The sequence below is a fragment of the Aminobacter sp. BE322 genome, from assembly GCF_050433525.1.
GTDB lineage: Bacteria > Pseudomonadota > Alphaproteobacteria > Rhizobiales > Rhizobiaceae > Aminobacter.
Map to the genome: position 1 here is coordinate 851,448 of NZ_JBNPXB010000001.1, position 23,363 is coordinate 874,810.

A 23,363-nucleotide genomic window follows, 5' to 3' on the forward strand; every position below is an offset into this window, starting at 1 on the left:
TAAAGCGTCGACGGCCAACAATACCAAAGCAAACTCACGATGTTTCGGAAAAAACCACCGTACCTTGCCTTTTCGTTCGCAATCCGCCGAAAAGCTTGGCAAAAATTACCATCGCACCTAATTTATGTCAACAGTGCTGACATAAATTGACGAGCAGGAATCCTATGGCACCACGCAGCGGCGCAGCCGCCCAACCGATCCGCACCGCAGTGACGGCCGACGACGGCGTCGATTTCACCATCATCGAGCTGCTGTACTTCGCCTATCGCGACTTCACGTCCGACCCCGACCAGATCCTTTCCGAATACGGTTTCGGCCGTGCCCACCACCGGGTGCTGCACTTCGTCAACCGCATGCCCGGCCTGACCGTCGCCGAACTGCTCGACGTGCTCAAGATAACCAAGCAGAGCCTTGCAAGGGTGCTCAAGCAGTTGATCGACGCGGGCTACATCATCCAGGTCCAGGGGCCGCGCGACCGCCGGCAGCGGGAATTGTACCCGACGGCGAAAGGGCGCACGCTGACGCTCGAACTCGCACGGCCACAGTCGCGCCGCATCCATGCTGCATTGGAAGGCGCAGGTGAGGCCGAACGCGCCTCGATCGAGCGATTCCTCAAGGCGATGGTCAACCCCGAGCTTCGGGCCCAGATCGATCATCTGCCCGGAAACAAGCCTGGGAGAGACGATGGAAAATAGAGACGGGACGGGAGCTGCAGCGATGAACGATGACGCACCGCATCTGCTCGTGGTCGACGACGACACGCGCATCCGCAACCTGCTCAAGCAATATCTCACGGAAAACGGCTTCCGTGTCACGGTCGCCGGCAACGCCGACGAGGCAAGGCGCAAGCTGGCCGGCCTCGACTTCGACCTGCTCGTCCTCGACGTCATGATGCCCGGCGAAAACGGCGTCGACCTGACCAAGTCGCTGCGCGACGAGAAGGACGTGCCGATCCTCATGCTGACGGCGCTGTCCGAGACCGACAGCCGCATCGCCGGCCTCGAGGCGGGCGCGGACGATTATCTGCCCAAGCCCTTCGACCCGCGCGAACTGATCCTGCGCATCAACAACATCCTGAGGCGCGGCGGCCCGGTGACCACCCCCAAGGTGGAACAGCTGGTATTCGGTCCCTACACCTTCCAGATCGCGCGGCGCGAACTGAAACGCGGCGGCGAGGCGCTCAAGCTCACCGACCGCGAGCAGGAAATCCTCGCCATCTTCGCAGCCAGGGCCGGCGAGACGATCCCGCGCCACGAACTGGTGACCGGCGATGCGGAAGTCGGCGAGCGCACCATCGACGTCCAGATCAATCGGCTGAGGCGCAAGATCGAGCGCGATCCAGCCAATCCCGTCTGGCTGCAGACCGTGCGCGGTATTGGGTATCGGCTGAGCGTCGAATAGGAGTGCCGCGGGGCCGGCCTGGCAAGGCCGGGCTGCGGCTTAACGCATCGGCCGAAAATCGGAATCGATTTCAGCGCGCTCGATGCGTAGATTCAAAGTGTTAGAGCGTCCTTGGCGCGTCCGAATGGGGGCGCGGCGCTCTAGGCGGAAGGGCGGATGGCGACCACGGAGATGCAACGGCCGGACGGAAGCGGTCTCGGCGGACGCGTGTGGCGCGCGCTGGCGGCAGTACCGCGGAGCTGGAACCGCTTCTGGCGGCTCGTCTCGCTCTACATGCCGAAGCGGCTCTACGCCCGCTCGCTGCTGATCGTCATCACCCCGATGATCCTGCTGCAGTCGGTGGTGGCCTTCGTGTTCATGGAGCGCCACTGGCAGACGGTCACGGTCCGCCTGTCGCAGGCGGTGACGCGCGACATTTCCGGCATCATAGACCTTCTCGACACCTTTCCGGGGCCGGAGAACTACGCCCAGATCATCCGCATCGCCCAGGAGCGGATGTCGCTCAAGATCGACCTGCTGCCGGCCGCCCCCCTGCCCCCGCCCGGGCCGAAGCCGTTCTTCTCGATCCTCGACCAGGCGCTGTCCTCGGAGATCCGCAAGCAGATCAACCGGCCGTTCTGGCTCGACACCGTCGGCAACTCCAACATCGTCGAGGTCCGCGTCCAGCTCGACGACAAGGTGCTGCGGGTCTTCGTCCGCCGCAGCCAGGCCTATGCCTCCAACACCCACATCTTCCTGCTCTGGATGGTGGGCACGTCGCTGGTGCTTCTGACCATCGCGATCCCCTTCCTGCGCAACCAGATCCGGCCGATCCTGCATCTCGCGGAGGCGGCCGAGAGCTTCGGCAAGGGCCGGCCGATGCCGCCCAACTTCCGGCCGCGGGGTGCCGAGGAAGTACGCCGCGCCGGCTTCGCCTTCATCCAGATGCGCGAGCGCATCGAGCGCCAGATCGACCAGCGCACGGCCATGCTGACCGGCGTCAGCCACGATCTGCGCACCATCCTGACCCGCTTCAAGCTGCAGCTGGCGCTGTCGGCCAACAAGATCGACCGCGAGGCGCTGAGCCAGGACATCGACGACATGCAGTCGATGCTCGAGGCCTACCTCGCCTTCGCCCGCGGCGAGGCCGCCGAGGACCCCGGCCGCTTCGACCTGGGGTCCTGCCTCGACCGGCTGGGCGACGAGGCCAAGCTCAGGAAACGCAAGCTCAAGGTGACGCTTGTCGGCGAGCCGGAGGTGCATGTGCGCCCCAATGCGTTCACGCGCCTCCTGCAGAACGTCGTGGGCAACGCCTTCCGCTATGCCAGGGAGGTCGAGATCAAGGCCGTGCACGACCGCGGCATGCTGGTGGTGATGGTCGACGACAACGGCCCCGGCATCCCCGAGGAAAAGCGCGAGGAGGTGTTCAAGCCCTTCTACCGTCTCGACGAGGCGCGCAATCTCGATGCCACCGGCACCGGGCTCGGGCTGTCGGTTGCGCGCGACATCGCCCGCAGCCATGGCGGCGACATCAAGCTGAGCGACAGCCCGCTCGGTGGGCTGAGGGCGATCATCCGCGTGCCGGCCTGAGGCTTCAGGCGCGGTGACCGAGCCGCGCCACCGGTGCCGATCCACTGGATGCCGCAGACGTGCACGATCAGCACCGTCCCGGCGCACCGTCATCCGCACGTCATCGAAGCCTGCTCAAAGGCCACTCGCAACGAACGCGACCGCCGCTGATTCCCGCAAGGCCCGAAGCCGGGCAGGACACGGCCCGAGGGGAAGACGATCCGTGCGCATCCTGATGGTCACCGACGCCTGGCGTCCGCAGATCAACGGCGTCGTGCACACGCTCGAACGGCTCGCCGAAACGCTGAAGGCGTTCGGCGCGGAGGCCGATTTCCTCACCCCGAACATCTTCCGCACCCTGCCGATGCCGACCTATCCGGACATCCGGCTGGCGCTGACCACGCCCGGCAACGTCGCCCGCATCATCGAGGAGCGCCGCCCCGACCACATCCACCTGGTGACCGAAGGCCCGCTCGGCATGATGGCGCGGCGCTATTGCCGCGCCAACGACCGCCCCTTCACCACCAGCTACCACACCCGCTTTCCCGAATATGTCAGCGCCCGCCTGCCGCTGCCGGAAAGCTGGACCTACGGGCTCTTGCGCAATTTCCACAATTCCGGCCAGGGCTGCATGGTGGCCACCCGGTCGCTCGCCGACGACCTCGCCGCGCGCGGCTTCGAGAAGCTGAGGCCGTGGACGCGCGGCGTCGACATCAACCACTTTCACCCCGACAAGAAGGTCGAGCTGGACTTTCCGCGGCCGGTCTTCCTCTGCGTCGGCCGCATCGCGGTGGAGAAGAACCTGCCCGCCTTCCTCGACCTCGACCTGCCCGGCAGCAAGGTGCTGGTCGGCGACGGGCCGGAGATCGAGCGACTCAAGGCCAAGTATCCCAAGGCCCATTTCCTCGGCCGCCGGCCGAGCGACGAGCTCGCCCGGATCTACGCCTCGGCCGACGTCTTCGTCTTCCCGAGCCGCACCGACACATTCGGCAACGTCATCATCGAGTCCCTGGCGAGCGGCACGCCGGTCGCCGCCTATCCGGTGACGGGGCCGATCGACATCGTCGGCGACGGCATCGGCGGCGTGGTTTCGGAGGACCTGCAGCAAGCAGCGCTCGCGGCGCTCGAGATCGACCGCACCGAGGCGCGCGAACGCGCCATGCGCTACACCTGGACGGCCTGCGCCGAAATGTTCCTGGACAATGTGCGGGCGGCCTATGCGGCGTGAACGCTGAGCCTGCCCGCCCTCAGGTCAGACCGGCCCCACCTGAATCCTAGAACAGCCGCGACCCGTCCGGCACCTTGCGCTCGATGGCGCCGAGCACGACCTCGCCTTCGGCGTCGGGGAAGCCGAGCGTCAGCACTTCCGACATGAACTTGCCGATCTGGCGCGGCGGGAAGTTGACCACGGCAAACACCTGCCGGCCGACCAGCGTCTCCGGCGAATAGTGCCTGGTGATCTGCGCCGACGACCGCTTCACGCCGATCTCGGGGCCGAAATCGATCTTCAGCTTGAATGCCGGCTTGCGCGCCTCGGGATACGGCTCGACCTCGACGATCGTGCCGGTGCGGATGTCGACCTTGTCGAAGTCGGCAAAGGTGATCTCGGGCTTGCGCCCGCCATGTGCACTCATAACAGTTCTCTGGGCAGTTCTCAGGCGTTGCCTTGCGTCTCGAACAGCACGCTGGCGAGCGCGTCCTTTGCCGAAGTGCCCGACCAGACGACGAACTGGAACGCCTGGAAATAGCATTCGCAGGCTTCGAGGGCGGAAGACAAGAGCACTTCGACCTGCTGGCTGGTGGGCTCGACGCCGCCGGCGAGCAGCAGCGACTGGCGGAACATGATCGCGCCCTCGCTCTCCCACAGGTCGAAATGGCCGAACAGCATCTGCTCGTTGATCATCGACAAGAGGCGCAGCACCTCGAGCGTCCGGTTCTCCGGCACCTTGATGTCGAAGGCGCAGGCGAGATGCAGCGCCTCGAAATCCTCCATCCAGGAGAAGGAGATCTGGTAGTCGGTCCAGTTGCCGACGACCGAAATGGAAATCTCGTCGTCGCCGGCCCGCTCGAACGACCAGTCGTTGTTGTGCGCCACCTGTTCGATGACGTCCACCGGGTGGATTTCGCGGGAGAACTCGAGTTCGAGAAGTTCCATCAATTCTTCCTGTCGTTTCGGGCACGTCTTCGCGCTCCGCGCGGGGGACACACACGACGAACATTATTCTTGAACTCGGACGACCAGCGCTGCCGGACTCAATACCCCCCAGCCGGACCGCGCCATCCGGTGCGCGATTCCGTTTCGAATCGTGCAGTAAATTCAGTGTATTGATCGGGAGTCGCGTGAACAGCCCAATTTTTCGCACTGCCGCATTCCGGTGTGGAAACAGGCTGCGGCGCAGGCTCATCAAGCGCCGGTAAGCGATTCACGACAAAGCACTTTTTCGATTTGCGCTTTGTGGAAAAGTTAATGAATTATTTCTTCGCGCGGGGCTTCGGCGACGCTGCCGGTGTAGCCGCCTCGCCGCTTTGGCCGGCGAGCGAGGCGAGCTTGGCCTCCAGGGCCTCGATGCGGGCCGTGAGCGCCTTGTTTTCCGCACGCGCCTTGATCGCCATCTCGCGGACGGCCTCGAATTCCTCGCGCTGCACGACCTCGAGCGAGTTCATCACGCGCTCGGCCTGCGAGCGGAAGGCTGTCTCGACCTCGCGCTTGACGCCCTGCGCCGCACCCGCGGCATCGGTCATCAGCTTGGCGAATTCATCCAGGATACGGTTCGGTCCGGTCGTCATGGCAAAACCTCGCGTTGTGGTTTCGACGTAGTGGGGCAAGGCAGGGAATGCAAGGGCGTTGCCGCCTGCAAAAGCTGGATCCTTGCCTTGACCAATAACTATTATTACATTCGTCGAACCGAAGAGGAATGCGACATGGCCATCAGTGCCGATCTCGGGGCACATCTCGAAGAGGTCGTGAACCAGCTCGTCAATACCGGGCGCTACAACTCCAAGAGCGAGGTCTTGCGCGAAGGGGTTCGCCTTGTCGAGGAGCGGGAAAAGCGTCTTGCAGCTCTCGATGCGGCGCTGGCTCAGGGGCTGAGCGATGCGGAGGCGGGCCGACTGGTGCCCGCCGAAGACGTCTTCGCCCGCCTCGAGGCCAAGTACCGTGCGAAAGACAGATGACACCATGCAGGTCGTTTTCACCCACGCGGCGGAAAGCGACCTCGACTCCATTGCCGACCACATCGCCGCCGACAATCCGGCGAGGGCGCTGAGCTTCATCCTGGAACTGCGCGAACGTTGTGCCGGTCTTGCCGAACTGCCATTTGGCTACGCGGTCGCGCGCAGGCTTGCCGGCAACGACATCCGCCGCCGGGTGCATCGCGACTACTTGATCTTCTACCGCGTCGACGCCGAGCGGATCGAGATTCTGCGCATCCTCCATGGCGCCATGGACTACGAGCGTCTGTTCGAAGCCGACCAATGACATCTTGGTGAGCGACATCGGCCCGCCTTGACCGTGCCAAAACCCTGCCCCATGGTCCGCGCGCGACCGCTTACGTCCGGAGATTGAATTGAGCGAATACCTGGCCCTGCAGATGGCTGCCCTGACCTTCCCGAACATCGATCCGGTCATCTTCCAGGTCGGCCCGCTGGCGATACGCTGGTACGGATTGGGCTATATCGTCGGCATCCTGTTCGCCTGGTGGTACGGCAAGCGGCTCCTGACCAGCCCGAGGCTCTGGTCCAACGGCCAGGCGCCGATGAAACCCGAAGCCCTCGACGACTTCGTGCTGTGGGCGGCGATCGGCATCGTGGCGGGCGGCCGCATCGGCTACATCCTGTTCTACGATCTCGCGCGCTATCTCGCCAACCCGATGGATATGATTGCCGTGTGGGAAGGCGGCATGTCGTTCCACGGCGGCCTGCTGGGCGTGACGATCGCCATGGTGCTGTTCGCCCGCAAGCACCGCATCCACGTCTGGTCGCTCATCGACGTCATCGCCGCCGGCGTGCCGGTCGGGCTCGGCCTCGTCCGCATCGCCAACTTCATCAATTCGGAACTCTGGGGCCGGGTGACGAATGTGCCGTGGGCCTTCGAATTCCCCACGGGCGGCCCCTTCCCGCGCCATCCGAGCCAGCTCTACGAAGCCCTGCTCGAAGGCCTCGTGCTGTTCCTGGTCCTGCGCATCCTCACCCATTCCCGCCTCAAGCTGAAGACGCCCCGCTTCGTCGCCGGCGCCTTCATCTGCGGCTACGGCCTGTCGCGCATCTTCGTCGAGTTCTTCCGCGAGCCCGACCAGCAGATCGGCTTCCTGTTCGGCGGCTGGCTGACGATGGGCATGGTGCTGTCGACTCCGATGGTGCTGATCGGCATCTGGGCGATGATGTCGGCGAAGCCGGCGGCTCACGCCGCCAGCCCGGCATGACGGCGCTCAAAAAGCGCCTAGCCAGACTGATCGCCGCCTCCGGTCCGATCGGCGTCGCCGACTACATGGCGACGTGCCTGTTCGACCCCGAAGACGGCTACTACACCACGCGCGAGCCGTTCGGCACTGCCGGCGACTTCACCACCGCCCCGGAGATCAGCCAGATGTTCGGCGAGCTCGCCGCCGTCTGGCTCTACACGGCCTGGCAGGAACTGGGGTGCCCGGTGCGCCCCACCCTGGCCGAGATCGGCCCCGGCCGCGGCACGCTGATGCGGGACATGCTGCGGGTGCTCTCCAAGCTCGACCCTGCCTTCGTCGCGGATGCCTCGGTCGCGCTGATCGAAACCAGCCCGAGGCTGCGCGAGGTGCAGAAGGCCACGCTCGCCGCAAGCGGCATCGACATCGCCTGGCATGAAAGCGTCGCCACCCTGCCGGAAGCGCCGCTGCTGATCGTCGGCAACGAGTTGTTCGACGCCATCCCTACCCGCCAGTTCGTCAGGGTCGGCGCGGACTGGCGCGAACGCGCCATAGGGCTGGACGAGCACGGCGACCTCGCCTTCGTCAACGGCCTCGCATTGCTGGAGCCCGCCTTGCTACCGCCGGAAGCTGCCGCTGCCGCGCCGGGCGCGGTCTTCGAATTCGCGCCCGCCCGCTCCGCCATGATGGAGGCCATCGCCGAACGCATCGCGGCCTCGGGCGGCGCCGGCCTGTTCTTCGACTATGGCCACCTGGCCCCAGGCATCGGCGACACGCTGCAGGCCCTGCGCAGGCATCGCTACGAGGACGTTCTCAAGAGCCCCGGCGAGGCCGACCTGACATCGCATGTCGACTTCGCTGCCCTTGCCGGCGCGGCGGGAGCGCACGGCCTCGACGCGCATCTCGCCACCCAGGGTGAATTCCTTCTCGCCATGGGGCTGCTCGAACGGGCCGGCAAGCTGGGTGCCGGGGGGGACGAGGATGCGCGCGACAAGATTCGCGCCGAGGTCGAGCGGTTGGCCGGGCCCGACACCATGGGCACGCTGTTCAAGGTTCTGGCGGTCGCAACCGCGGGGACCAAGGTGCCCTTCCCCGGCGCCGGTTGACAGCCAGCTTGCCGCGGCTCCACTGTCCGCGCCACCGATGATGCGGGACCGAGACCAGCCGGTCCCGCCTTGACGAAACTGCCCTGGGGGACGACAAGGCGGCAATGCTGAACGACTCGAAGCCGGATCCGGTCCGGTCCAACTTGCTCGCCAGCGCGGAGGCCCAGGGCGTCCGCCACGGTTACTTCACCCGGGCCGGCGGGGTCTCTCAAGGCATCTACAAGGGCCTCAACATCGGCACCGGTTCCGCCGACGACCAGGCGCTGGTGGCCGAGAACCGGCGCCGCGTGGCCGGCTGGATGGGCGTCGCGCCCGACCGCCTGCTCACCGCCTACCAGATCCATTCGCCCGACGTGATCGTCGCCACCGGCCCGTTCGCCGGCGAGCGCCCCAAGGCCGATGCCATCGTGACCGATCGTCCCGGCATCGCCGTGGGCGCCTCGACCGCCGACTGCGGCCCCGTGCTCTTCGCCGACGCCGAGGCGCGCGTCATCGGCGCCGCCCATGCCGGCTGGAAGGGCGCCTTCAGCGGCGTCCTCGAAAACACCATCATCGCCATGGAGGGCCTGGGCGCCAGGCGCGAGCGCATCCTTGCAGTGCTCGGCCCCTCGATCAGCGCGGCCAACTACGAGGTCGGGCCGGAGTTCGTCGCCCGCTTCGCCGGCGAGGACGCCGACAACGCGCGCTACTTCTCCGCCTCCGCCAATGCCGGCCACGCCATGTTCGACCTCAACCGGTACACGGTGGATCGACTGCGCCGCGCCGGCGTCGTGGCCGACATGCTCGGCCGCTGCACCTATGCGGAGGAAGACCTCTTCTACTCCTTCCGGCGCACCACGCACCGCAGGGAGCCGGACTACGGACGGCAGATTTCGGCAATCGCTTTGGAGGAATGACCGTATGGCGCTGCATTTCGAACGATCCGAATTCGACGCCCGCCGCGACCGGCTGATGATCGAGATGGCCGAGAAGAAGCTCGACGCCATCGTGCTCTTCGCCCAGGAAAGCATGTACTGGCTGACCGGCTACGACACATTCGGCTTCTGCTTCTTCCAGGCGCTGGTGGTGAAGGCCGACGGTGCGATGACCCTGCTCACCCGCTCGGCCGACCTGCGCCAGGCGCGCCAGACCTCGATCATCGACAACATCGTCGTCTGGACCGACCGCGACAACGCCAACCCGACGCTCGACCTGCGCAACCTGCTCAACGATCTCGACCTGCTCGGCATGCGCATCGGCGTCGAGTACGACACGCACGGACTGACCGCCTTCAACGGCCGCCGCCTCGACGAGCAGCTGCAGACCTTCGGCCAGATCGTCGACGCCTCGGGCATCGTCGGCCGGCTGCGCCTGTTCAAGAGCCCGGCGGAAGTCGAGAAGGCCGAGAAGGCCGCCGCGCTTTCCGACGACGCGCTCGACGCCGCATTGCCGCTCATCAAGCAGGGCGGCGACGAGGCCAAGATCCTGGCGGCGATGCAGGGCGCGATCTTTTCCGGCGGCGGCGACTACCCGGCCAACGAATTCATCATCGGCTCCGGCCCCGATGCGCTTCTTTGCCGCTACAAGTCCGGCCGACGAAAGCTCAACAAGAACGACCAGCTGACGCTGGAATGGTCGGGCGTCTACAACCACTACCATGCGCCGATGATGCGCACGATCCTGACCGGCAAGGTGTCCAAGCGCCACCAGGAGCTCTACGACGCCTCGCTTGCGGCGATGGTCGCGGTCGAAAAGGCGATGACCCCGGGCAACAGCTTCGGCGACGTGTTCGACGCGCATGCGCGCACGCTCGAGGCGCACGGGCTGACTAAGCACCGGCTCAACGCCTGCGGCTATTCGGTCGGCGCGCGCTTCACCCCGTCCTGGATGGACATGCCGATGTTCTACCAGGGCAATCCCGAGCCGATCGCGCCGAACATGACCCTGTTCGCGCACATGATCATCGCCGACTCGGAGACCGAGACCGCGATGACGCTGGGTCGTACCTACCTGACCACCGAATCTGCGCCCCGGCCACTTTCCCGCCATGATCTCGACTTGATCGTGCGGTGATTGGCGATGGGCGCTGAGGGGCGTTTGCCAGGGAGATCACGGCAGATGAGACGTTGGTTCGCAGCCGCGGCATGCCTGTCCGCGCTTGCCGCCCTTTCCGCATGCAACAGCTCCAAGGACGTGCTCGAGCCATCCGCCATCGCGCCGACGGAACAGTCGAACGCGCTCGCCAGGGCCGAAGGCACCGATACGCCGCCGGTTCCGGCAGCGGCCGCGGCGGCCGGCGCGCCGCAGAATGCCGCGCAGGTGTCGGCGGCCGTCGCCAGGACGCGCGTGCAGTTCGCCCCGATCGTCGGGACCCCGGTCGAGGCGGCCACGCCGCTGACCGAGCGGCTCGGCATCCAGGCCCGCGCCCGCGGCATCACGCTTGCCGGCAGCACCGACACCTCGCCTTCGGGCATCATCATGCGCGGCTATTTCTCGGCGATGACGGAAGGCAGCGACACCACCGTGGTCTATGTCTGGGACGTGTACGACCCGGCCGGCACCCGCCTCCACCGCATCAACGGCCAGCACAAGGCGGCATCGGCGGGCGGCGGCGACGGGTGGTCGGCGGTCACCGCCTCGACCATGCAGGCCATCGCCGACAGCACCATCGACGACCTCGCCAGCTGGCTGGCGACGCGGTCGGGCTGAACCGCGCTTCCGCCCGGGAAGGTCGGTTTTTTAACATTTCGCGCGGACTCGGCTTGCAATACGGCTCAGGGCCGCTAAAAGCCCGCTCATATTCACTTCCAGGATCGGCGTATGAAACTCTTCGCGGGCAATTCCAACCGGGTGCTGGCAGAGTCTGTCGCACGCTATCTCAACATTCCCCTGGGCAAAGCGAGCGTGAAGCGCTTCGCCGACCAGGAAATCTTCGTGGAAATCCAGGAGAACGTCCGCGGCGAGGACGTCTTCATCCTGCAGTCGACCTCCTTCCCGACCAACGATCACCTGATGGAACTGCTCATCATGGTCGACGCCTTCATGCGCTCGTCGGCAAGGCGCATCACCGCGGTCATCCCTTATTTCGGCTACGCCCGGCAGGATCGCCGCGCCTCGGGCCGCACGCCGATCTCGGCCAAGCTCGTCGCCAACATGATCACCCGCGCCGGCGCCAGCCGCGTGCTGACGCTCGACCTGCATGCCGGCCAGATCCAGGGCTTCTTCGACATCCCGACGGACAACCTGTTCTCGGTCCCGGTGATGGCCCGCGACGTCAAGGCCAAGTACAAGCAGCTCGACAACGTCATGGTCGTTTCACCCGACGTCGGCGGCGTGGTGCGCGCGCGCGCGCTGGCCAAGCGCCTCGACGCCCAGCTCGCCATCGTCGACAAGCGCCGCGAGCGCCCCGGTGAATCCGAGGTCATGAACGTCATCGGCGACGTCAAGGGCAAGGACTGCCTGCTGATCGACGACATCGTCGATTCCGGCGGCACGCTCTGCAACGCAGCCGACGCGCTGCTTGCCAAGGGTGCCACCAGCGTCACCGCCTACATCACCCACGGCGTGCTCTCGGGTGGTGCGGCCGCCCGCATCTCCGGCTCGCAGCTGCAGGAACTGGTCATCACCGACTCGATCCAGCCGACCCAGGCGGTGATGGACGCGCACAACATCCGCGTCGTCTCGATCGGCGACCTGATCGGCGAGGCGATCTCGCGCACGGCGACCGAAGAATCGGTGTCGAGCCTGTTCGACTGATCCGGCCTCGGGCCGTTGTTCGAATTGGAGCCCCATTCCGGACCGCCGGGATGGGGCTTTTCGTTGCCGGGTCCGGTTGAATCTGCCCGGGCTATGAGAATTGCCAAGCCATGCCGGCAAGCGCGGACACAGCCAGCACGACGATCATGTTGGCGTGGTAGCGGATCAGCGCCACGCCGGCACCGAGCGCGATGACCGCCGCCGCCCAGTCGAAGCCCGTGAAATCGAGCACCGGCAGCGCGAACGGACCCCACGCCATCTCGCCGACGGTGCCGAACAGCACGTGCAGCCCGAACCAGACGGCAAGGTTGGCGATGATGCCGACGACCGCCGCGGTCACCGCCGACAAGGCGCTCGAGAGCCAGCGCACGTTGCGCACCGTCTCGACATAGGGCGCGCCGACGAAGATCCACAGGAAGCAGGGCACGAAGGTGAACCACAAGGTCACCACCGCGCCGCCGACGCCGCCGGCGAGCGGGGCGAGAGCCGAGAGCCGCGCGCCGCCGAGGAAGCCGACGAAGACCAGGACGAGGATCAGCGGGCCCGGCGTGGTCTCGGCGAGGCCGAGGCCGGTCAGCATCTCGTCCGGCTTCAGCCAGCCATGCACCTCGACCGCCTGCTGGGCGACATAGGCGAGCACGGCATAGGCGCCGCCGAAGGTGACGGTGGCCATCTTGGAGAAGAACACCGCCTCGGCCGTGAAGACGTGGCCCGCGCCGAGGAGCTGCCAGAGCAGCGCCAGCGGCAGCAGCCAGATGGCGAGCCACACCGCCAAGGTAGTGAAGAAGCGCCGCGCGCTCGGCCTGGTCCATTCCGGCATCACATAGCCGGCATCGCCGTCGGTTTCGGGCTTGGCCGTTCCGCCGTTGCCGAGGCCCGCCAGGTGCATCAGCGCGCCGATCACCGCCGCCGCGACGACGATCAGCGGGAACGGCAGCTTGAGGAAGGCGATGGCGACGAAGGCCGCGATGGCGAGCGCCACCATGAAGCCGTTCTTCAGCGCCCGCTTCGACACCTTGATCAGCGCCTCGAGCACGACGGCGAGCACCGCGGCCTTGAGGCCGAACAGCAGCCCCTGCACCAGCGTGACATGGCCGACCGTGAGATAGATCGCCGAGAGTGCGGTGATGACCAGCGCGCCGGGCAGGACGAACAGCAGGCCGGCGACCAGCCCTCCCCGCACGCCGTGCAGCAGCCAGCCGGCATAGGTGGCGAGTTGCATCGCCTCCGGCCCGGGCAGGAGCATGCAGTAGTTGAGCGCATGCAGGAAGCGCGGCTCGTCGAGCCAGCGCTTCTCGTCGACCAGGATCTTGTGCATCAGGGCGATCTGGCCTGCCGGCCCACCGAAGGACAGGAGCCCGATCTTGGCGAAGGTCCGTGTCGCCTCCCCGAACGAGGGATGCGCCGCCGCGGTCGGCGTGGTGTCCATGTCAGATCGCCTTTGCTGGCCAGTTGTGGGTTTCGGCCGTCGCATAGCGGCACCAGCCATAGAGCGCATCGTAGATCGGCATGCCTTTTTCCAGCTGGACGAGGTCGTCTTCTTCGATGGCCGAAAGGCCAAGCGAAATGGCAAGCAGCCCCGCCGCCTGCGGCTCGAGATCAGGCCGCGCGGTATCGGCCCCGCGCACGATTCGCGCCAGGTGAAGCAGGGCCGGATCGCTGAGGCCGAATTCCGATATCAGCGTGTCGAAGGTGCATTCGTCGCCCCGGTGCGAGTAGTGCACGTCCTTGATGTCGAAGGGGATCGCGCCCGTCTCGTCGGCGATGTCCTTCACCCACTCGGCCGTGACGAAGTGGAAGACCGCCAGCGGATCGACGAAGCGCCTGATGAGCCACGGACAGGCGATGCGGTCGATCTTCGGCCGCGCCCGCGTCACCCAGACGCTCGGCCGCGGCAGGCCCGTTTCGAGGCCGGGCGCCTCGCGCGCCACGACGGGGCCGCCGGCAGCCAGCCAGGCATCGATGCCGCCTTCGAGCATCAGGGCATCGGCGCCGGCGGCCTGCAGGCCGGCAAGCGCGATCTCGCTGACATTGTGGCCGTGGGCGCAATAGACGACGATCGTGCGGTGCTGAGGCAGCTGCGGCAGCCACGCGTCGACCTCCATGTGATCGCGCCACAAGGCGCCGGCGATCCTCGTCGGCGCGGCCGCGAAGGCTTTCTCTCGACGCACGTCGACGATCAGCGGGCAGCGGTCGGTGCCTATGAGGCGGATGAGGTCTTCAGGTGAAATCATACGGGGCATGGTCTTTCCTCCGCACAACAAGAGCGAAGGCGGAACTTGGGCCACCTGGCCTCACGGGGAGTCCACCATGCCCCCGATGCGTGAATTCTATTTGAAAGCGGACCGGGCTTCAACGAAAACAGTCACGCCGCCTGGCAGTGCGCTACCGCAGCACGCCGTCCAGCACCGGCAGGCCGATGATCGCGGCCGTGGCGATCAGGCCGTAGCAGATGCGGCGGAACGTGGCCTCGTTGGCGCGGCTGAACAGGCGCGAACCGATGAACAGCCCCAGCGCGAAGGTCGGCCCGATGGCCAGCGACAGCCCCACAGTCTCCCAGGTCAAGAGGCCGGCGACGAGGTAGCTCGAAATCGACAGCACGCTCGAGATCGCGAAGTAGAGCACGATGTTGGCGCGCACCGTCTGCGGCAGGAAGGCGCCGCCGAGCCAGTAGGCGACCACCGGCGGTCCGCCGACCTGGGCAGCTCCCGAAAACAGCCCGGAGGTCATCCCGACGGCCGCGGTCAGGCTGGCGTGGGGCCGGCCGTGATAGCGCCAGCCCGACATCAAGAGCGCGAGCAGCCCCGCCACGATGGCGACGATGGCCCAGCGGATGACGACCCCATCGACATGGGTGAGCAGGTAGGTGCCGGTCGGCACGCCGACGGCCGCGCCGAGCGCCATGACGCCGACATTGGCACGGTCGGCGGTGCGCCAGGCCTTGGGAATCAACCCCGGGGTCAGAACGAGATCGACGATCAGGAGCAGCGGCACCGCGAGCTTCGCGCCGATCAGCGAGCTTGCCACCGGCACGAAGATCAGCGCCCCGCCGAAACCCGAGAAGCCGCGCGCGCAGCCGGCGACGAACGCGGCCACGACAAGCACCAAAAGGGTGCCTGTCGGCAGGTCGAGCGGGAAAAGATCTGACATGGTTGACATTGGGCTCGCGAAAGTTTCGAGCAGGCGTGATACAGGCTTGGCGGCGCCCGCGCGAGCAGCCACGGCGGCGCCAAGACGGAGCCAGCCCCGGACTGCCCCCATGGTTGCACTTTTTGCCACCTTCCGTTATAGAGCCGCCACCCGCGTAGACACCCTTGGAGGCAACGCGGCGGAAGGCCGCCCGATCCGGCGGCTTTCGACGTTTACGGACATGGCGTCAAGCCAACCCGTAGGCGCTCCATACAACCGAAAGGAAATGCCATGAGCGAAACTTACGAGCTCAAGGCCGAAGCACGCGAACTGGTCGGTAAGGGGTCCGCCCGTGAAGTTCGCCGCAACGGCAAAGTGCCTGCAGTCATCTACGGCGACAAGCAGCCTCCCCTGGCCATCGCCCTGCCCTACAAGGACATCTTCTACAAGATCCACGGCGGCGGCTTCCTGACCACCGTGGCGACGATCGACGTCGACGGCAAGAAGATCAAGGTCCTGCCGAAGGACTACCAGCTCGATCCGGTCCGTGACTTCCCGATGCACGTCGACTTCCTGCGCGTCGGCGCAAACACCGAAGTCAACGTCCAGGTTCCGGTTCACTTCATCAACGAAGAGAAGTCGCCCGGCATCAAGCGCGGCGGCACGCTGAACATCGTCCGTCACGAGGTCGAGTTCCACTGCCCGGCCAACGCGATCCCCGAGTTCATCACCGTCGACCTCGACGGCACCGACATCGGCGACTCGATCCACATCTCGGCCGTCAAGCTGCCGAAGGGCGTCAAGCCCGTCATCTCCGACCGCGACTTCACCATCGCGACGATCGCCGGCACCTCGGCATCGAAGTCGGAGGAAGGCGCGTCCGAGGCTGCTGCCGAGGCATAATCGGCAGCACTTCCGGAGGGCCCGAACATGCTGCTGTTTGCAGGTCTCGGCAATCCGGGCGCGCAATACGCGAACAACCGGCACAATGTCGGCTTCATGGCGGCGGACGCAATTGCCCGCCGCCATTCGTTTTCGCCCTGGACGAAGAAGTTCAAGGGGCTCATCGCCGAAGGCAACATCGCCGGCGAGAAGATCATCCTGATCAAGCCGCAGACCTTCATGAACCTGTCCGGCCAGTCGGTCGGCGAAGCCATGCGCTTCTACAAGCTCGCCCCTGCCGATCTCACCGTCTTCTATGACGAGCTCGACCTCGTCGCCGGCAAGGTGCGCGTCAAGGTTGGCGGCGGCGCCGGTGGCCACAACGGCATCCGCTCGCTCGACCAGCATGTCGGCAAGGACTATCGCCGCGTCCGCATCGGCATCGGCCATCCGGGCGTCAAGGAGATGGTGCACGGCCATGTGCTGGGCGACTTCGCCAAGGCCGACAAGGCCTGGCTCGAGGCGCTGCTCGACGCCATCGCCGACAATGCCGGCCTCGTCGCCAAGGGCGACGACAGCGGCTTCATGAACAAGGTGACCGTCGGGCTGCGCGACACGCTTCAACCGACAGGCAGCGACGATACCCCGCCACCGAAGGCCCCCAAGCCGCAGGCGCCAAAAGCCCAGAGCCACATCCGCCAGGCCCGCCCCAACCAGCCGGCGGTCAAGGTTCCCGAGACCGGCCCGATGGCCGCGATGCTGAAGAAGCTGCTCGGCAAGGAGTGAATGCCCTACTCGCGTCGGCGTTGATATTGTCAGACAGGTCGGGCGGGTCTTTCCCCGCTCTGTGCCAAACCTTGAAATTCAGCTCTTGGGCCGCTATATCACGAGGACACGAACTTCGTGTTTTCGCGTGGAGGCGAAAATGAGAAACGTCACAATCTCGATGAAAGACGAGGTTCTCGCTGAACTCCGCGTCGAGGCTGCTAAGGCCGGCAAAAGTGTCTCGCGTTTTGTTGCAGATCTGATCGAGGCAAGCGTCAGCAAATCGGCCCCCGTTACCCCCATGTCACGCAATGCCCAGATGGAGGCCTTGGAGCGCATCCTGAGTGGGCCCAAGTGGAGCGTGATGCGAGACGGGCGCATGCCGACCGCCGAAGAGCGCAATGAACGATAGGACCTTCATCGACAGTAACGTCTTTCTGTATGCTGCCGAGGGGGGAGTTGCACCCAAGTCGAGGCAATCCGGAGAGTGGCTGCGCTACCTGCTCCATACTGGACACGGCGTAGCCAACCTCCAGGTGCTGAACGAGATAACGAACGTCCTCATCAAGCGCGGCAACAAGCCGCCTGAGACAGTTTTTTCAATCGTCGACGGCTTCTCGCTCTTCGGCGGCACGGCCATCAACGCGGAAACCGTGGCTGCCGCACGACTGTTGCATTTCGAAAACAGCTATTCGTGGTGGGACTGCCTTCTTCTGGCATCCGCCATCGAATTGCAGTGCAGGTTCTTCCTGTCGGAGGATATGCAGGACGGACATCGAATACGTGGGTTGACGATCATCAACCCATTCCGGCATAGCCCTCCACAAATCCCGCTCCACTAGGACCACAAGACCATGGGTTTCAAATGCGGCATCGTTGGCCTGCCCAACGTTGGCAAATCGACGCTTTTCAACGCGCTGACGCGCACGGCTGCCGCGCAGGCGGCCAATTACCCCTTCTGCACCATCGAGCCGAACACCGGTGAGGTGGCGGTTCCCGATCCGCGCCTCAAGCAGCTGGCCGCCACCGCCAAGTCCAAGGAGATCATCCCGACCCGCATCTCCTTCGTCGACATCGCCGGCCTCGTCCGCGGCGCCTCGAAGGGCGAAGGCCTGGGCAACCAGTTCCTCGCCAACATCCGCGAGGTCGACGCAATCGTGCACGTGCTGCGCTGCTTCGAGGACGACGACATCACCCATGTCGAAGGCCGCATCGATCCTGTCGCCGACGCCGAGACCGTCGAGACCGAGCTGATGCTCGCCGACCTCGAAAGCCTCGAACGCCGCATCGTCCAGATCCGCAAGCGCGCCCAGGGCAAGGACAAGGAAGCCACCACGGTGCTGCCGATGATGGAGCAGGCGCTCGCCCTGCTGCAGGACGGCAAGCCGGCGCGGCTGCTGCTCAAGGGCATCGCCGCCGAGGACCTCGCCATCCTCCAGGGCCTGAACCTGCTCACCTCGCACCCCGTGCTCTATGTCTGCAACGTCGCCGAAGGCGATGCCGCGACCGGCAACGAGCACACTGCGGCCGTGCAGAAGATGGCCGAGGCACAGGGCGCCGGGGTGGTCATCATCTCGGCGGCCATCGAGGCCGAGGTGGCGCAGCTGCCGGACGAGGAGGCGCAGGAATTCCTCGCCGACATGGGCCTCGACGAGCCGGGCCTGGATAAGCTCATCCGTGCCGGCTACGAGCTCCTGCACCTCATCACCTACTTCACCGTCGGCCCGAAGGAGACGCGCGCCTGGACCGTCCACAAGGGCGCCAAGGCGCCGCAGGCGGCAGGCGTGATCCACACCGACTTCGAACGCGGCTTCATCCGCGCCCAGACGATCGCCTACAACGATTTCGTCACCCTCGGCGGCGAAGTGGCGGCCAAGGAAGCCGGCAAGGCGCGCGACGAAGGCAAGGAATACGTCGTCCAGGACGGCGACGTGATGCTGTTCAAGTTCAACACCTGATTTCGTCAGGAGCGCGCCGTAACTAACGGCGCGCTTTATTCCTTATTTATCAGCCTGTTATACGATCGCGAACTTCCTGCTGTGAGATTGGCAATTAGCTGTGTCGCGACCGAGGCGCGACCGTGTGGGAACCGCAATCAACCTGCAAAAAATCTGGGGACAACAACTCAGAGACAGGACGATTGCCTAGCCTAGCGTCCTAACGACCTCCCCGAGAAGAACGTCAAGGTCCTGCCGGAAATCGACTTGGCTGTTTGTTGGCAGGCTTTCCTTTTGCCGCACCTGATCATGCAGGACGCTGTCGGCGATATGCCTAAGCGACCCCTGGAGGTGCTCCATGGAGCCCTTGTGCGACCTTCTGACTATGGAGCTCGCGTATTCGCCAAAACTTTTTGCGCCGAATATGGGCGGGACATGATCGGCGACAGCCCGCAAAATCATGGCAACAGAGAGAAAATTCCCGCCGGAAAAGGCGGCGTTAAGTTCCTCGCAAAGTCGTACGAGGCGCCGCAAATCCCATTTCGTGGATGCAATACCTCGAAGCTCATCGATGCGGGTTAGGCTAACATACGGAGTTGCAGCCTGTGTGCCAGACGAAGGGTGATTGGGTGCCGCCAGCTTGCGACGGAGGGCCTTCGCTGCTGAACGGACAATCCCGGCCGCCTGTTCGACGGAGTGATAGGACTGTGATCCCACAAAGTTTCTAACGCCATCGGCGCGAGTAAATTCGAGCTGGAGGCCAAAATTGTTGGCCGCACCCAAGCCGCCGTTGAGTAGCTCACGCGCCTCAAGGACCAGGCCCGTAAATTTCGCCTGGTCGCCATCACCTATGTTGATGCTGTCTCGGCTCTTGGTGAACCGTGACAGGATATCAGCCATGTCGTTGGCTATTGCCTCTAGATCGTCGGCCGCAGTCATTACGTTGCCCCCGCTATCAGTCTCAACTGCCGAATGTATTGCTGCCAAGTGTAGGTGCTGCATGTGTCGAAGCAAGTTTTATGCAATGACGTGATGACGCGATTGGGTGCGCGCGATAGTCGGAGCGCGCGGAAATAGAGGGCAAAAGGAGGGGCAATGACGAGGGAAATTCCAAACTCGGTGATTGGCGCGGTGTCATCAGTGCTTGCAGCGCACTACTACAGCCATACAACCTTGAATTCACTATTCATGGAAAGCGGCGCGCCAGGCGACGTGCCGCCCGGAAACCTTGAAACCAAGTGCAGCCTATGGCTCAAGCGCTGCAACGAAGACTACGAAACCGATGCGCTAGATGTGCTTGGCAACGTGCTTCAGAAATTCATGGACGCCGACGAGCCCACCGACGCACAGCGATCCGGGCAACAGCGAATATTGGCTGCACTCGGCAGGAGCCAACTCGCATATCACATGAACGGCCTCATCACGATGGCAGGCAGCACCCCCGCCTCTAAGACTTTGGCTGACTTCTTCAAGGTCGGGGACTTTGCTTCGATAGAGGCCGAATTTAGCAGAGCGGTATCAAACGTTCAAAGCGACCCGCATGCTGCGATCACAGCAGCATCAGCCATCATCGAGGCGTTTGGCAAGACCTACATCGAGACCCACGGCTTGGAAATGCCGGCAACTCAGACGATTGGTCCGTTGTGGAAGGTGGTCCAAAAATCCCTTGGCCTTAACCCTGACAAAATCCTTGCCGACGACGAGAACCGCCTTCTAAGTGGGCTGACATCTATCGTCGACGGCATTGGCGCATTGCGGACCCACATAGGGTCTGCACACGGTCGCGGTGTTGCGCCCCCGCCGATCCACTCGTCGGAGGCGCGCCTGGCGGTTAACGCCGCCCACACTCTCGTGACGTTTGCTATGGAACGTTGGCATTCGACGCGTTAGCAAGCAAGTGCTGACCGTTTCGACGACTGGTTGCCAGCGTTTGTATGCATGAGAGCAATAATCGCCTTCGGCGATGACACCATCGATAAGGGGCATATTGATGAGCATACTTCGAGAGATACAGGCCGCACTGCTGAGCGATGATGTGGACCTTGGCACAATCCTGCTAAAAGTGAGGTTCCTAGCATCAAGGTTGGGCAGTGAGCCGCTTGAAGACTGGGTGAAGTTTGAGGCGGAAGGCTATCCTCGGGGAGCAGAGGTCCCGGCGTATCGGGTCATCGGCGTTACTTACAAAGGAACGTGGTCAGGCCCTTTTGGTGGAGGCATCCAGAATGCGCCAATCCCTCCTTATCTAGTCGAGAAGCACGCCGGCAAAGCATGGACGCAATACAAGGTGCGGGAGAGCATTGCCGGGGTAGAGGCACTCGCAAACAAGGACGGTGGCGAGCTTGGTATCGACGCCTCGAACCTCATTCTTCTGCTCCAGGGCAAGGTTTATGAGGATTGGGCGTGCAATGCCGTCAGAGGACAGCTTTCCCAAATCGCTATGGGCGAGATCAAGCAGTCGGTGCGCAGCCGTCTGCTGGAACTAACCATAGAACTTGAGAAACGCGTGCCTGAGGCGGTGGAAGTTACGTTACAAAAGGCAATTCCTCAGAAAGCAGAGAGTGGGGCGGTGGTCACGCAGGTCTTTAACCAGACTATCTATGGGAATGTCACGCATGTGACGGCTAGCGACCGCGCACAGGTTTCGCTTTCCATTGCGGCGGGCAACTTGGCTTCGATGGTGGGTGAGCTACAGAAAGTCGGCATTCCTCAGGATGCGGCGAAGGAAATCGCAGAAATTGTGGCCCAGGAAAAGCCGGAGAATGCGGACAAGCCACTCGGGAACAGGGCACTGGCTTGGATCAAGAAGAATGCACCGAAGGCGGTAGGTGGCGCATGGAAGATTGGGTCTGCGGCCCTGACCGATGTACTCACAGAAGCCGCACTAAAATTCTACGGATTGAAGCCCTAGCCTCCCACTGACAACGGCCCGAACAAACAAGGCCGGTCATAGACCGGCCCTGTGGCCTCACCCTGCGCGTACATCCGGCGTCAGGGGAAGCTGTTATTTCCAATATGAGCGGGCCCGGCGCACAAGGCAAGCCCGGCGCACTAGCCGGCCGTCAGGCGGCTTCGCCGGGCGCCTCGCCCTCAAGCACTGCCACGATCTCGTGAAACTCGCGCTGGACCAGCAGAAGCGTGGAATGGGCGCGATCTACGTCGACGTTGCGCTCGCCCGAGCACGTTGTGCGATCTGCCTCGTAGAGTAGCCCCTCGATCACGTCGACCGTGTGTGCCAGGCGGATGATGCGATCCGCGACATCGTCGAATGAGGTGTTGTGCGTAGCTGCTATAGTGATAGGGGTATGGGGAGCCATTCGATGATCCTTCCGTGATCGTCGTTTCGGTTAGGGCCGGTGTGGAAGTGACAGCTTCCCATCGGCCTGATTTTTAGTTATCAATTAATCATGTCTGAGGAAATAGTTGATAACAGAAAAAAGCGTGGTCGCCCAAAAGTGGGGGCGACCCTCGTCGGGGTACGCATAGAGCCCGCTATGCTCGAAGCGCTCGACAAATTGGCATCTGACTTGGATATGTCGCGCCCAGAGGCGCTCCGCTTCGCGTTCGCCGAATGGGCGGTCAGCACCGGCTTTTCGGAAAAAACATGGCTTCAAAACGAGCGGCCCGTGATGATCTCACTGCCAAATGACCAAATCGCGGCGATTGATGAGCTCTTTGCCGATGAAGACCGCGCAGAGGCTGTCGAGCATGTCGTGCGCGAATGGCTTGTCGCCGGCGGCCATCTCAAGCCGCAAAAGTGATCACTTCCGCAAGAGCTCGGGCACGTTGTCGGCAATCCACTGCTTGCCGTCCTTCTGGCCGTCCCAAGGATTGCCGAACGCCTTAGGCGCCGGCGGTTCCTCACCCGTTTTGATGACGGCCTTCACGGCCCGGCGCTCGCGCCGATGCTCGGCCTGTTTGAAGGGCTTGTCGGTCTCTGCCGTAGTTATTCCTATGATCGGGGTCTTGCGGCGGGAACGGGACATCGTGGCTTCCTTTGTCGGCTCTTAGCCATCATACCTTGCCGCTCTGTTCAAGCAGTTCTTGGAGCGCGCCGGCACCGCCAGTCGGTAGGTCGGTGAAGGCCACGTCGAGCTCGACACGATCCCATATCGTGCGGCTGTTGACCCGCTTCGGCTTCGGCATCCGGCCATCCTCGACCATCTCGTCGAAAAGGGTGGTGCCGACGCCAACGTACAATGCAGCGAGCGGCCTTGAAAGGCCGCGCGGTATGAATGGAAGCTGCCCGCCGCTTTCGTGTTGCAATCTCGACATGGTGGCTGCGCCCCTAGAATGCCCTGCAACCGTATCGATGGCACCTGGCCAGCGCAACCTGGCGAATGTCCGCCCAATGTCCGCTTTCTGGCTCTAAGAGGCTGTTTGGAAAATCGGATTTGAGGGATTCCCGCCGGGCGTGAAACGTGATTCAGGGCGCGGATGTGGACCGAATCGAGCCGTTGCCGGAT

General features: G+C 64.2%; 30 protein-coding genes. 20 read left to right on the top strand and 10 right to left on the bottom strand.

Annotated features, from left to right (window positions below; translation table 11 throughout):
- Window positions 1–164 precede the first annotated feature (164 nt).
- The 4 genes from J2X50_RS03905 to J2X50_RS03920 all read left to right on the top strand — a co-directional run bounded on the left by J2X50_RS03905 (window position 165) and on the right by J2X50_RS03920 (window position 4,177).
- A complete protein-coding gene (locus J2X50_RS03905) occupies window positions 165–695 on the top strand; it encodes a MarR family winged helix-turn-helix transcriptional regulator (protein WP_340038305.1) in 531 nt (176 codons plus the stop codon).
- Entirely contained in the window at window positions 685–1,401 is a 717-nt protein-coding gene (locus J2X50_RS03910) for a response regulator (protein ID WP_429091720.1), read from the top strand. The genes J2X50_RS03905 and J2X50_RS03910 overlap by 11 nt, the downstream gene beginning before the upstream one ends.
- Before the next feature lie 156 nt (window positions 1,402–1,557).
- The gene (locus J2X50_RS03915) at window positions 1,558–2,970 is read left to right on the top strand and encodes an ATP-binding protein (RefSeq protein ID WP_429091723.1); all 1,413 of its coding nucleotides are present in this window, start codon (window positions 1,558–1,560) and stop codon (window positions 2,968–2,970) included.
- A 202-nt stretch (window positions 2,971–3,172) separates the two neighbouring features.
- Complete coding sequence (locus tag J2X50_RS03920; RefSeq protein WP_429091725.1) at window positions 3,173–4,177, top strand: glycosyltransferase family 4 protein; 1,005 nt, start codon at window positions 3,173–3,175, stop codon at window positions 4,175–4,177.
- A 46-nt stretch (window positions 4,178–4,223) separates the two neighbouring features.
- Here J2X50_RS03920 and J2X50_RS03925 read toward each other — a convergent pair whose 3' ends face one another.
- From J2X50_RS03925 to J2X50_RS03935, 3 genes are all read right to left on the bottom strand, one after another.
- Window positions 4,224–4,583: a tRNA-binding protein gene (locus tag J2X50_RS03925; protein WP_429091728.1), complete on the bottom strand. Its 360-nt coding sequence runs from the start codon at window positions 4,581–4,583 to the stop codon at window positions 4,224–4,226.
- Between the two features lie 20 nt (window positions 4,584–4,603).
- Complete coding sequence (locus J2X50_RS03930; RefSeq protein WP_340038310.1) at window positions 4,604–5,104, bottom strand: YbjN domain-containing protein; 501 nt, start codon at window positions 5,102–5,104, stop codon at window positions 4,604–4,606.
- Window positions 5,105–5,421: 317 nt separating this feature from the next.
- Window positions 5,422–5,736, bottom strand: coding sequence for an accessory factor UbiK family protein (locus J2X50_RS03935; protein ID WP_429091732.1), 315 nt, complete (start codon window positions 5,734–5,736; stop codon window positions 5,422–5,424).
- A gap of 135 nt (window positions 5,737–5,871) precedes the next feature.
- Between J2X50_RS03935 and J2X50_RS03940 the strand changes: the two genes are divergently transcribed.
- The 8 genes from J2X50_RS03940 (at window position 5,872) to J2X50_RS03975 (ending at window position 12,187) form a co-directional block, all read left to right on the top strand.
- Window positions 5,872–6,123, top strand: a complete 252-nt coding sequence (locus J2X50_RS03940; RefSeq protein ID WP_429091735.1) for a type II toxin-antitoxin system ParD family antitoxin — start codon at window positions 5,872–5,874, stop codon at window positions 6,121–6,123.
- Window positions 6,107–6,427 carry a type II toxin-antitoxin system RelE/ParE family toxin gene (locus J2X50_RS03945; RefSeq protein ID WP_429091738.1) on the top strand — a complete coding sequence of 107 codons (321 nt, stop codon included), beginning with the start codon at window positions 6,107–6,109 and terminating at the stop codon, window positions 6,425–6,427. Before J2X50_RS03940 ends, J2X50_RS03945 begins: the two co-directional genes overlap by 17 nt.
- 88 nt (window positions 6,428–6,515) lie before the next feature.
- Window positions 6,516–7,370 (top strand): prolipoprotein diacylglyceryl transferase, encoded by an 855-nt coding sequence (gene lgt / locus J2X50_RS03950; RefSeq protein WP_429091741.1) that lies wholly within the window; start codon window positions 6,516–6,518, stop codon window positions 7,368–7,370.
- Window positions 7,367–8,452, top strand: a complete 1,086-nt coding sequence (locus tag J2X50_RS03955; protein WP_429091744.1) for a class I SAM-dependent methyltransferase — start codon at window positions 7,367–7,369, stop codon at window positions 8,450–8,452. The genes lgt and J2X50_RS03955 overlap by 4 nt, the downstream gene beginning before the upstream one ends.
- A gap of 104 nt (window positions 8,453–8,556) precedes the next feature.
- Complete coding sequence (pgeF, locus tag J2X50_RS03960; protein ID WP_429091747.1) at window positions 8,557–9,348, top strand: peptidoglycan editing factor PgeF; 792 nt, start codon at window positions 8,557–8,559, stop codon at window positions 9,346–9,348.
- Between the two features lie 4 nt (window positions 9,349–9,352).
- Window positions 9,353–10,504, top strand: coding sequence for a M24 family metallopeptidase (locus J2X50_RS03965; protein WP_429091750.1), 1,152 nt, complete (start codon window positions 9,353–9,355; stop codon window positions 10,502–10,504).
- 45 nt (window positions 10,505–10,549) lie between these two features.
- On the top strand, window positions 10,550–11,140 hold the full coding sequence (locus tag J2X50_RS03970; protein ID WP_429091752.1) for a hypothetical protein: 591 nt from the start codon (window positions 10,550–10,552) through the stop codon (window positions 11,138–11,140).
- A gap of 111 nt (window positions 11,141–11,251) precedes the next feature.
- Complete coding sequence (locus J2X50_RS03975; protein WP_429091755.1) at window positions 11,252–12,187, top strand: ribose-phosphate pyrophosphokinase; 936 nt, start codon at window positions 11,252–11,254, stop codon at window positions 12,185–12,187.
- A 91-nt stretch (window positions 12,188–12,278) separates the two neighbouring features.
- Here J2X50_RS03975 and chrA read toward each other — a convergent pair whose 3' ends face one another.
- The 3 genes from chrA to J2X50_RS03990 all read right to left on the bottom strand — a co-directional run bounded on the left by chrA (window position 12,279) and on the right by J2X50_RS03990 (window position 15,337).
- Window positions 12,279–13,616 carry a chromate efflux transporter gene (gene chrA / locus J2X50_RS03980; protein WP_429091758.1) on the bottom strand — a complete coding sequence of 446 codons (1,338 nt, stop codon included), beginning with the start codon at window positions 13,614–13,616 and terminating at the stop codon, window positions 12,279–12,281.
- Window position 13,617: 1 nt separating this feature from the next.
- Window positions 13,618–14,421, bottom strand: a complete 804-nt coding sequence (locus J2X50_RS03985; RefSeq protein ID WP_429091854.1) for a chromate resistance protein ChrB domain-containing protein — start codon at window positions 14,419–14,421, stop codon at window positions 13,618–13,620.
- A gap of 151 nt (window positions 14,422–14,572) precedes the next feature.
- Window positions 14,573–15,337 (bottom strand): sulfite exporter TauE/SafE family protein, encoded by a 765-nt coding sequence (locus tag J2X50_RS03990; protein ID WP_429091761.1) that lies wholly within the window; start codon window positions 15,335–15,337, stop codon window positions 14,573–14,575.
- 270 nt (window positions 15,338–15,607) lie between these two features.
- Here J2X50_RS03990 and J2X50_RS03995 point away from each other — a divergent pair, with 270 nt between their 5' ends.
- The 5 genes from J2X50_RS03995 (at window position 15,608) to ychF (ending at window position 18,921) form a co-directional block, all read left to right on the top strand.
- On the top strand, window positions 15,608–16,219 hold the full coding sequence (locus J2X50_RS03995) for a 50S ribosomal protein L25/general stress protein Ctc (RefSeq protein WP_429091764.1): 612 nt from the start codon (window positions 15,608–15,610) through the stop codon (window positions 16,217–16,219).
- Between the two features lie 27 nt (window positions 16,220–16,246).
- Window positions 16,247–16,984, top strand: a complete 738-nt coding sequence (gene pth, locus J2X50_RS04000) for an aminoacyl-tRNA hydrolase (protein WP_429091766.1) — start codon at window positions 16,247–16,249, stop codon at window positions 16,982–16,984.
- A 139-nt stretch (window positions 16,985–17,123) separates the two neighbouring features.
- Window positions 17,124–17,375, top strand: a complete 252-nt coding sequence (locus J2X50_RS04005; protein ID WP_429091768.1) for a hypothetical protein — start codon at window positions 17,124–17,126, stop codon at window positions 17,373–17,375.
- Complete coding sequence (locus J2X50_RS04010) at window positions 17,365–17,805, top strand: PIN domain-containing protein (RefSeq protein ID WP_429091771.1); 441 nt, start codon at window positions 17,365–17,367, stop codon at window positions 17,803–17,805. The genes J2X50_RS04005 and J2X50_RS04010 overlap by 11 nt, the downstream gene beginning before the upstream one ends.
- A 12-nt stretch (window positions 17,806–17,817) precedes the next feature.
- Window positions 17,818–18,921, top strand: a complete 1,104-nt coding sequence (gene ychF, locus J2X50_RS04015; protein ID WP_429091773.1) for a redox-regulated ATPase YchF — start codon at window positions 17,818–17,820, stop codon at window positions 18,919–18,921.
- A 186-nt stretch (window positions 18,922–19,107) separates the two neighbouring features.
- Here ychF and J2X50_RS04020 read toward each other — a convergent pair whose 3' ends face one another.
- Window positions 19,108–19,839, bottom strand: a complete 732-nt coding sequence (locus tag J2X50_RS04020; RefSeq protein WP_429091776.1) for a hypothetical protein — start codon at window positions 19,837–19,839, stop codon at window positions 19,108–19,110.
- 156 nt (window positions 19,840–19,995) lie between these two features.
- On the opposite strand from J2X50_RS04020, the gene J2X50_RS04025 reads away from it, so the two are divergent.
- Together J2X50_RS04025 and J2X50_RS04030 are read left to right on the top strand one after the other, a co-directional pair.
- Window positions 19,996–20,790: an abortive infection family protein gene (locus tag J2X50_RS04025; RefSeq protein ID WP_429091779.1), complete on the top strand. Its 795-nt coding sequence runs from the start codon at window positions 19,996–19,998 to the stop codon at window positions 20,788–20,790.
- A 100-nt stretch (window positions 20,791–20,890) separates the two neighbouring features.
- On the top strand, window positions 20,891–21,808 hold the full coding sequence (locus J2X50_RS04030) for a hypothetical protein (RefSeq protein WP_429091781.1): 918 nt from the start codon (window positions 20,891–20,893) through the stop codon (window positions 21,806–21,808).
- 151 nt (window positions 21,809–21,959) lie between these two features.
- Here the strand turns inward: J2X50_RS04030 and J2X50_RS04035 are convergent, their stop codons facing one another.
- Window positions 21,960–22,214 carry a hypothetical protein gene (locus J2X50_RS04035; protein ID WP_429091784.1) on the bottom strand — a complete coding sequence of 85 codons (255 nt, stop codon included), beginning with the start codon at window positions 22,212–22,214 and terminating at the stop codon, window positions 21,960–21,962.
- A 90-nt stretch (window positions 22,215–22,304) separates the two neighbouring features.
- Between J2X50_RS04035 and J2X50_RS04040 the strand changes: the two genes are divergently transcribed.
- Window positions 22,305–22,658: a ribbon-helix-helix domain-containing protein gene (locus tag J2X50_RS04040; protein WP_429091787.1), complete on the top strand. Its 354-nt coding sequence runs from the start codon at window positions 22,305–22,307 to the stop codon at window positions 22,656–22,658.
- Here the strand turns inward: J2X50_RS04040 and J2X50_RS04045 are convergent, their stop codons facing one another.
- A complete protein-coding gene (locus J2X50_RS04045; protein ID WP_429091790.1) occupies window positions 22,659–22,883 on the bottom strand; it encodes a hypothetical protein in 225 nt (74 codons plus the stop codon).
- 28 nt (window positions 22,884–22,911) lie between these two features.
- Window positions 22,912–23,172, bottom strand: a complete 261-nt coding sequence (locus J2X50_RS04050; protein WP_429091793.1) for a hypothetical protein — start codon at window positions 23,170–23,172, stop codon at window positions 22,912–22,914.
- Between the last annotated feature and the right edge of the window lie 191 nt (window positions 23,173–23,363).

What these genes read in the sequence shown, in the direction of transcription:
- J2X50_RS03905 (WP_340038305.1), top strand. Translation starts at nt 165, where the DNA reads ATGGCACCACGCAGCGGCGCAGCCGCCCAACCGATCCGCACCGCAGTG.
- J2X50_RS04045 (WP_429091790.1), bottom strand. Translation starts at nt 22,883, where the DNA reads ATGTCCCGTTCCCGCCGCAAGACCCCGATCATAGGAATAACTACGGCA.
- chrA (WP_429091758.1), bottom strand. Translation starts at nt 13,616, where the DNA reads ATGGACACCACGCCGACCGCGGCGGCGCATCCCTCGTTCGGGGAGGCG.
- pth (WP_429091766.1), top strand. Translation starts at nt 16,247, where the DNA reads ATGCTGCTGTTTGCAGGTCTCGGCAATCCGGGCGCGCAATACGCGAAC.
- J2X50_RS04040 (WP_429091787.1), top strand. Translation starts at nt 22,305, where the DNA reads ATGTCTGAGGAAATAGTTGATAACAGAAAAAAGCGTGGTCGCCCAAAA.
- J2X50_RS03930 (WP_340038310.1), bottom strand. Translation starts at nt 5,104, where the DNA reads ATGGAACTTCTCGAACTCGAGTTCTCCCGCGAAATCCACCCGGTGGAC.
- J2X50_RS03925 (WP_429091728.1), bottom strand. Translation starts at nt 4,583, where the DNA reads ATGAGTGCACATGGCGGGCGCAAGCCCGAGATCACCTTTGCCGACTTC.
- J2X50_RS03990 (WP_429091761.1), bottom strand. Translation starts at nt 15,337, where the DNA reads ATGTCAGATCTTTTCCCGCTCGACCTGCCGACAGGCACCCTTTTGGTG.
- J2X50_RS03955 (WP_429091744.1), top strand. Translation starts at nt 7,367, where the DNA reads ATGACGGCGCTCAAAAAGCGCCTAGCCAGACTGATCGCCGCCTCCGGT.
- J2X50_RS04035 (WP_429091784.1), bottom strand. Translation starts at nt 22,214, where the DNA reads ATGGCTCCCCATACCCCTATCACTATAGCAGCTACGCACAACACCTCA.
- J2X50_RS03975 (WP_429091755.1), top strand. Translation starts at nt 11,252, where the DNA reads ATGAAACTCTTCGCGGGCAATTCCAACCGGGTGCTGGCAGAGTCTGTC.
- ychF (WP_429091773.1), top strand. Translation starts at nt 17,818, where the DNA reads ATGGGTTTCAAATGCGGCATCGTTGGCCTGCCCAACGTTGGCAAATCG.
- J2X50_RS03965 (WP_429091750.1), top strand. Translation starts at nt 9,353, where the DNA reads ATGGCGCTGCATTTCGAACGATCCGAATTCGACGCCCGCCGCGACCGG.
- J2X50_RS03940 (WP_429091735.1), top strand. Translation starts at nt 5,872, where the DNA reads ATGGCCATCAGTGCCGATCTCGGGGCACATCTCGAAGAGGTCGTGAAC.
- J2X50_RS04050 (WP_429091793.1), bottom strand. Translation starts at nt 23,172, where the DNA reads ATGTCGAGATTGCAACACGAAAGCGGCGGGCAGCTTCCATTCATACCG.
- J2X50_RS04005 (WP_429091768.1), top strand. Translation starts at nt 17,124, where the DNA reads ATGAGAAACGTCACAATCTCGATGAAAGACGAGGTTCTCGCTGAACTC.
- pgeF (WP_429091747.1), top strand. Translation starts at nt 8,557, where the DNA reads ATGCTGAACGACTCGAAGCCGGATCCGGTCCGGTCCAACTTGCTCGCC.
- J2X50_RS03995 (WP_429091764.1), top strand. Translation starts at nt 15,608, where the DNA reads ATGAGCGAAACTTACGAGCTCAAGGCCGAAGCACGCGAACTGGTCGGT.
- J2X50_RS03910 (WP_429091720.1), top strand. Translation starts at nt 685, where the DNA reads ATGGAAAATAGAGACGGGACGGGAGCTGCAGCGATGAACGATGACGCA.
- J2X50_RS04010 (WP_429091771.1), top strand. Translation starts at nt 17,365, where the DNA reads ATGAACGATAGGACCTTCATCGACAGTAACGTCTTTCTGTATGCTGCC.
- J2X50_RS04030 (WP_429091781.1), top strand. Translation starts at nt 20,891, where the DNA reads ATGAGCATACTTCGAGAGATACAGGCCGCACTGCTGAGCGATGATGTG.
- J2X50_RS04025 (WP_429091779.1), top strand. Translation starts at nt 19,996, where the DNA reads ATGACGAGGGAAATTCCAAACTCGGTGATTGGCGCGGTGTCATCAGTG.
- J2X50_RS03915 (WP_429091723.1), top strand. Translation starts at nt 1,558, where the DNA reads ATGGCGACCACGGAGATGCAACGGCCGGACGGAAGCGGTCTCGGCGGA.
- J2X50_RS03985 (WP_429091854.1), bottom strand. Translation starts at nt 14,421, where the DNA reads ATGATTTCACCTGAAGACCTCATCCGCCTCATAGGCACCGACCGCTGC.
- J2X50_RS03970 (WP_429091752.1), top strand. Translation starts at nt 10,550, where the DNA reads ATGAGACGTTGGTTCGCAGCCGCGGCATGCCTGTCCGCGCTTGCCGCC.
- J2X50_RS03935 (WP_429091732.1), bottom strand. Translation starts at nt 5,736, where the DNA reads ATGACGACCGGACCGAACCGTATCCTGGATGAATTCGCCAAGCTGATG.
- J2X50_RS04020 (WP_429091776.1), bottom strand. Translation starts at nt 19,839, where the DNA reads ATGACTGCGGCCGACGATCTAGAGGCAATAGCCAACGACATGGCTGAT.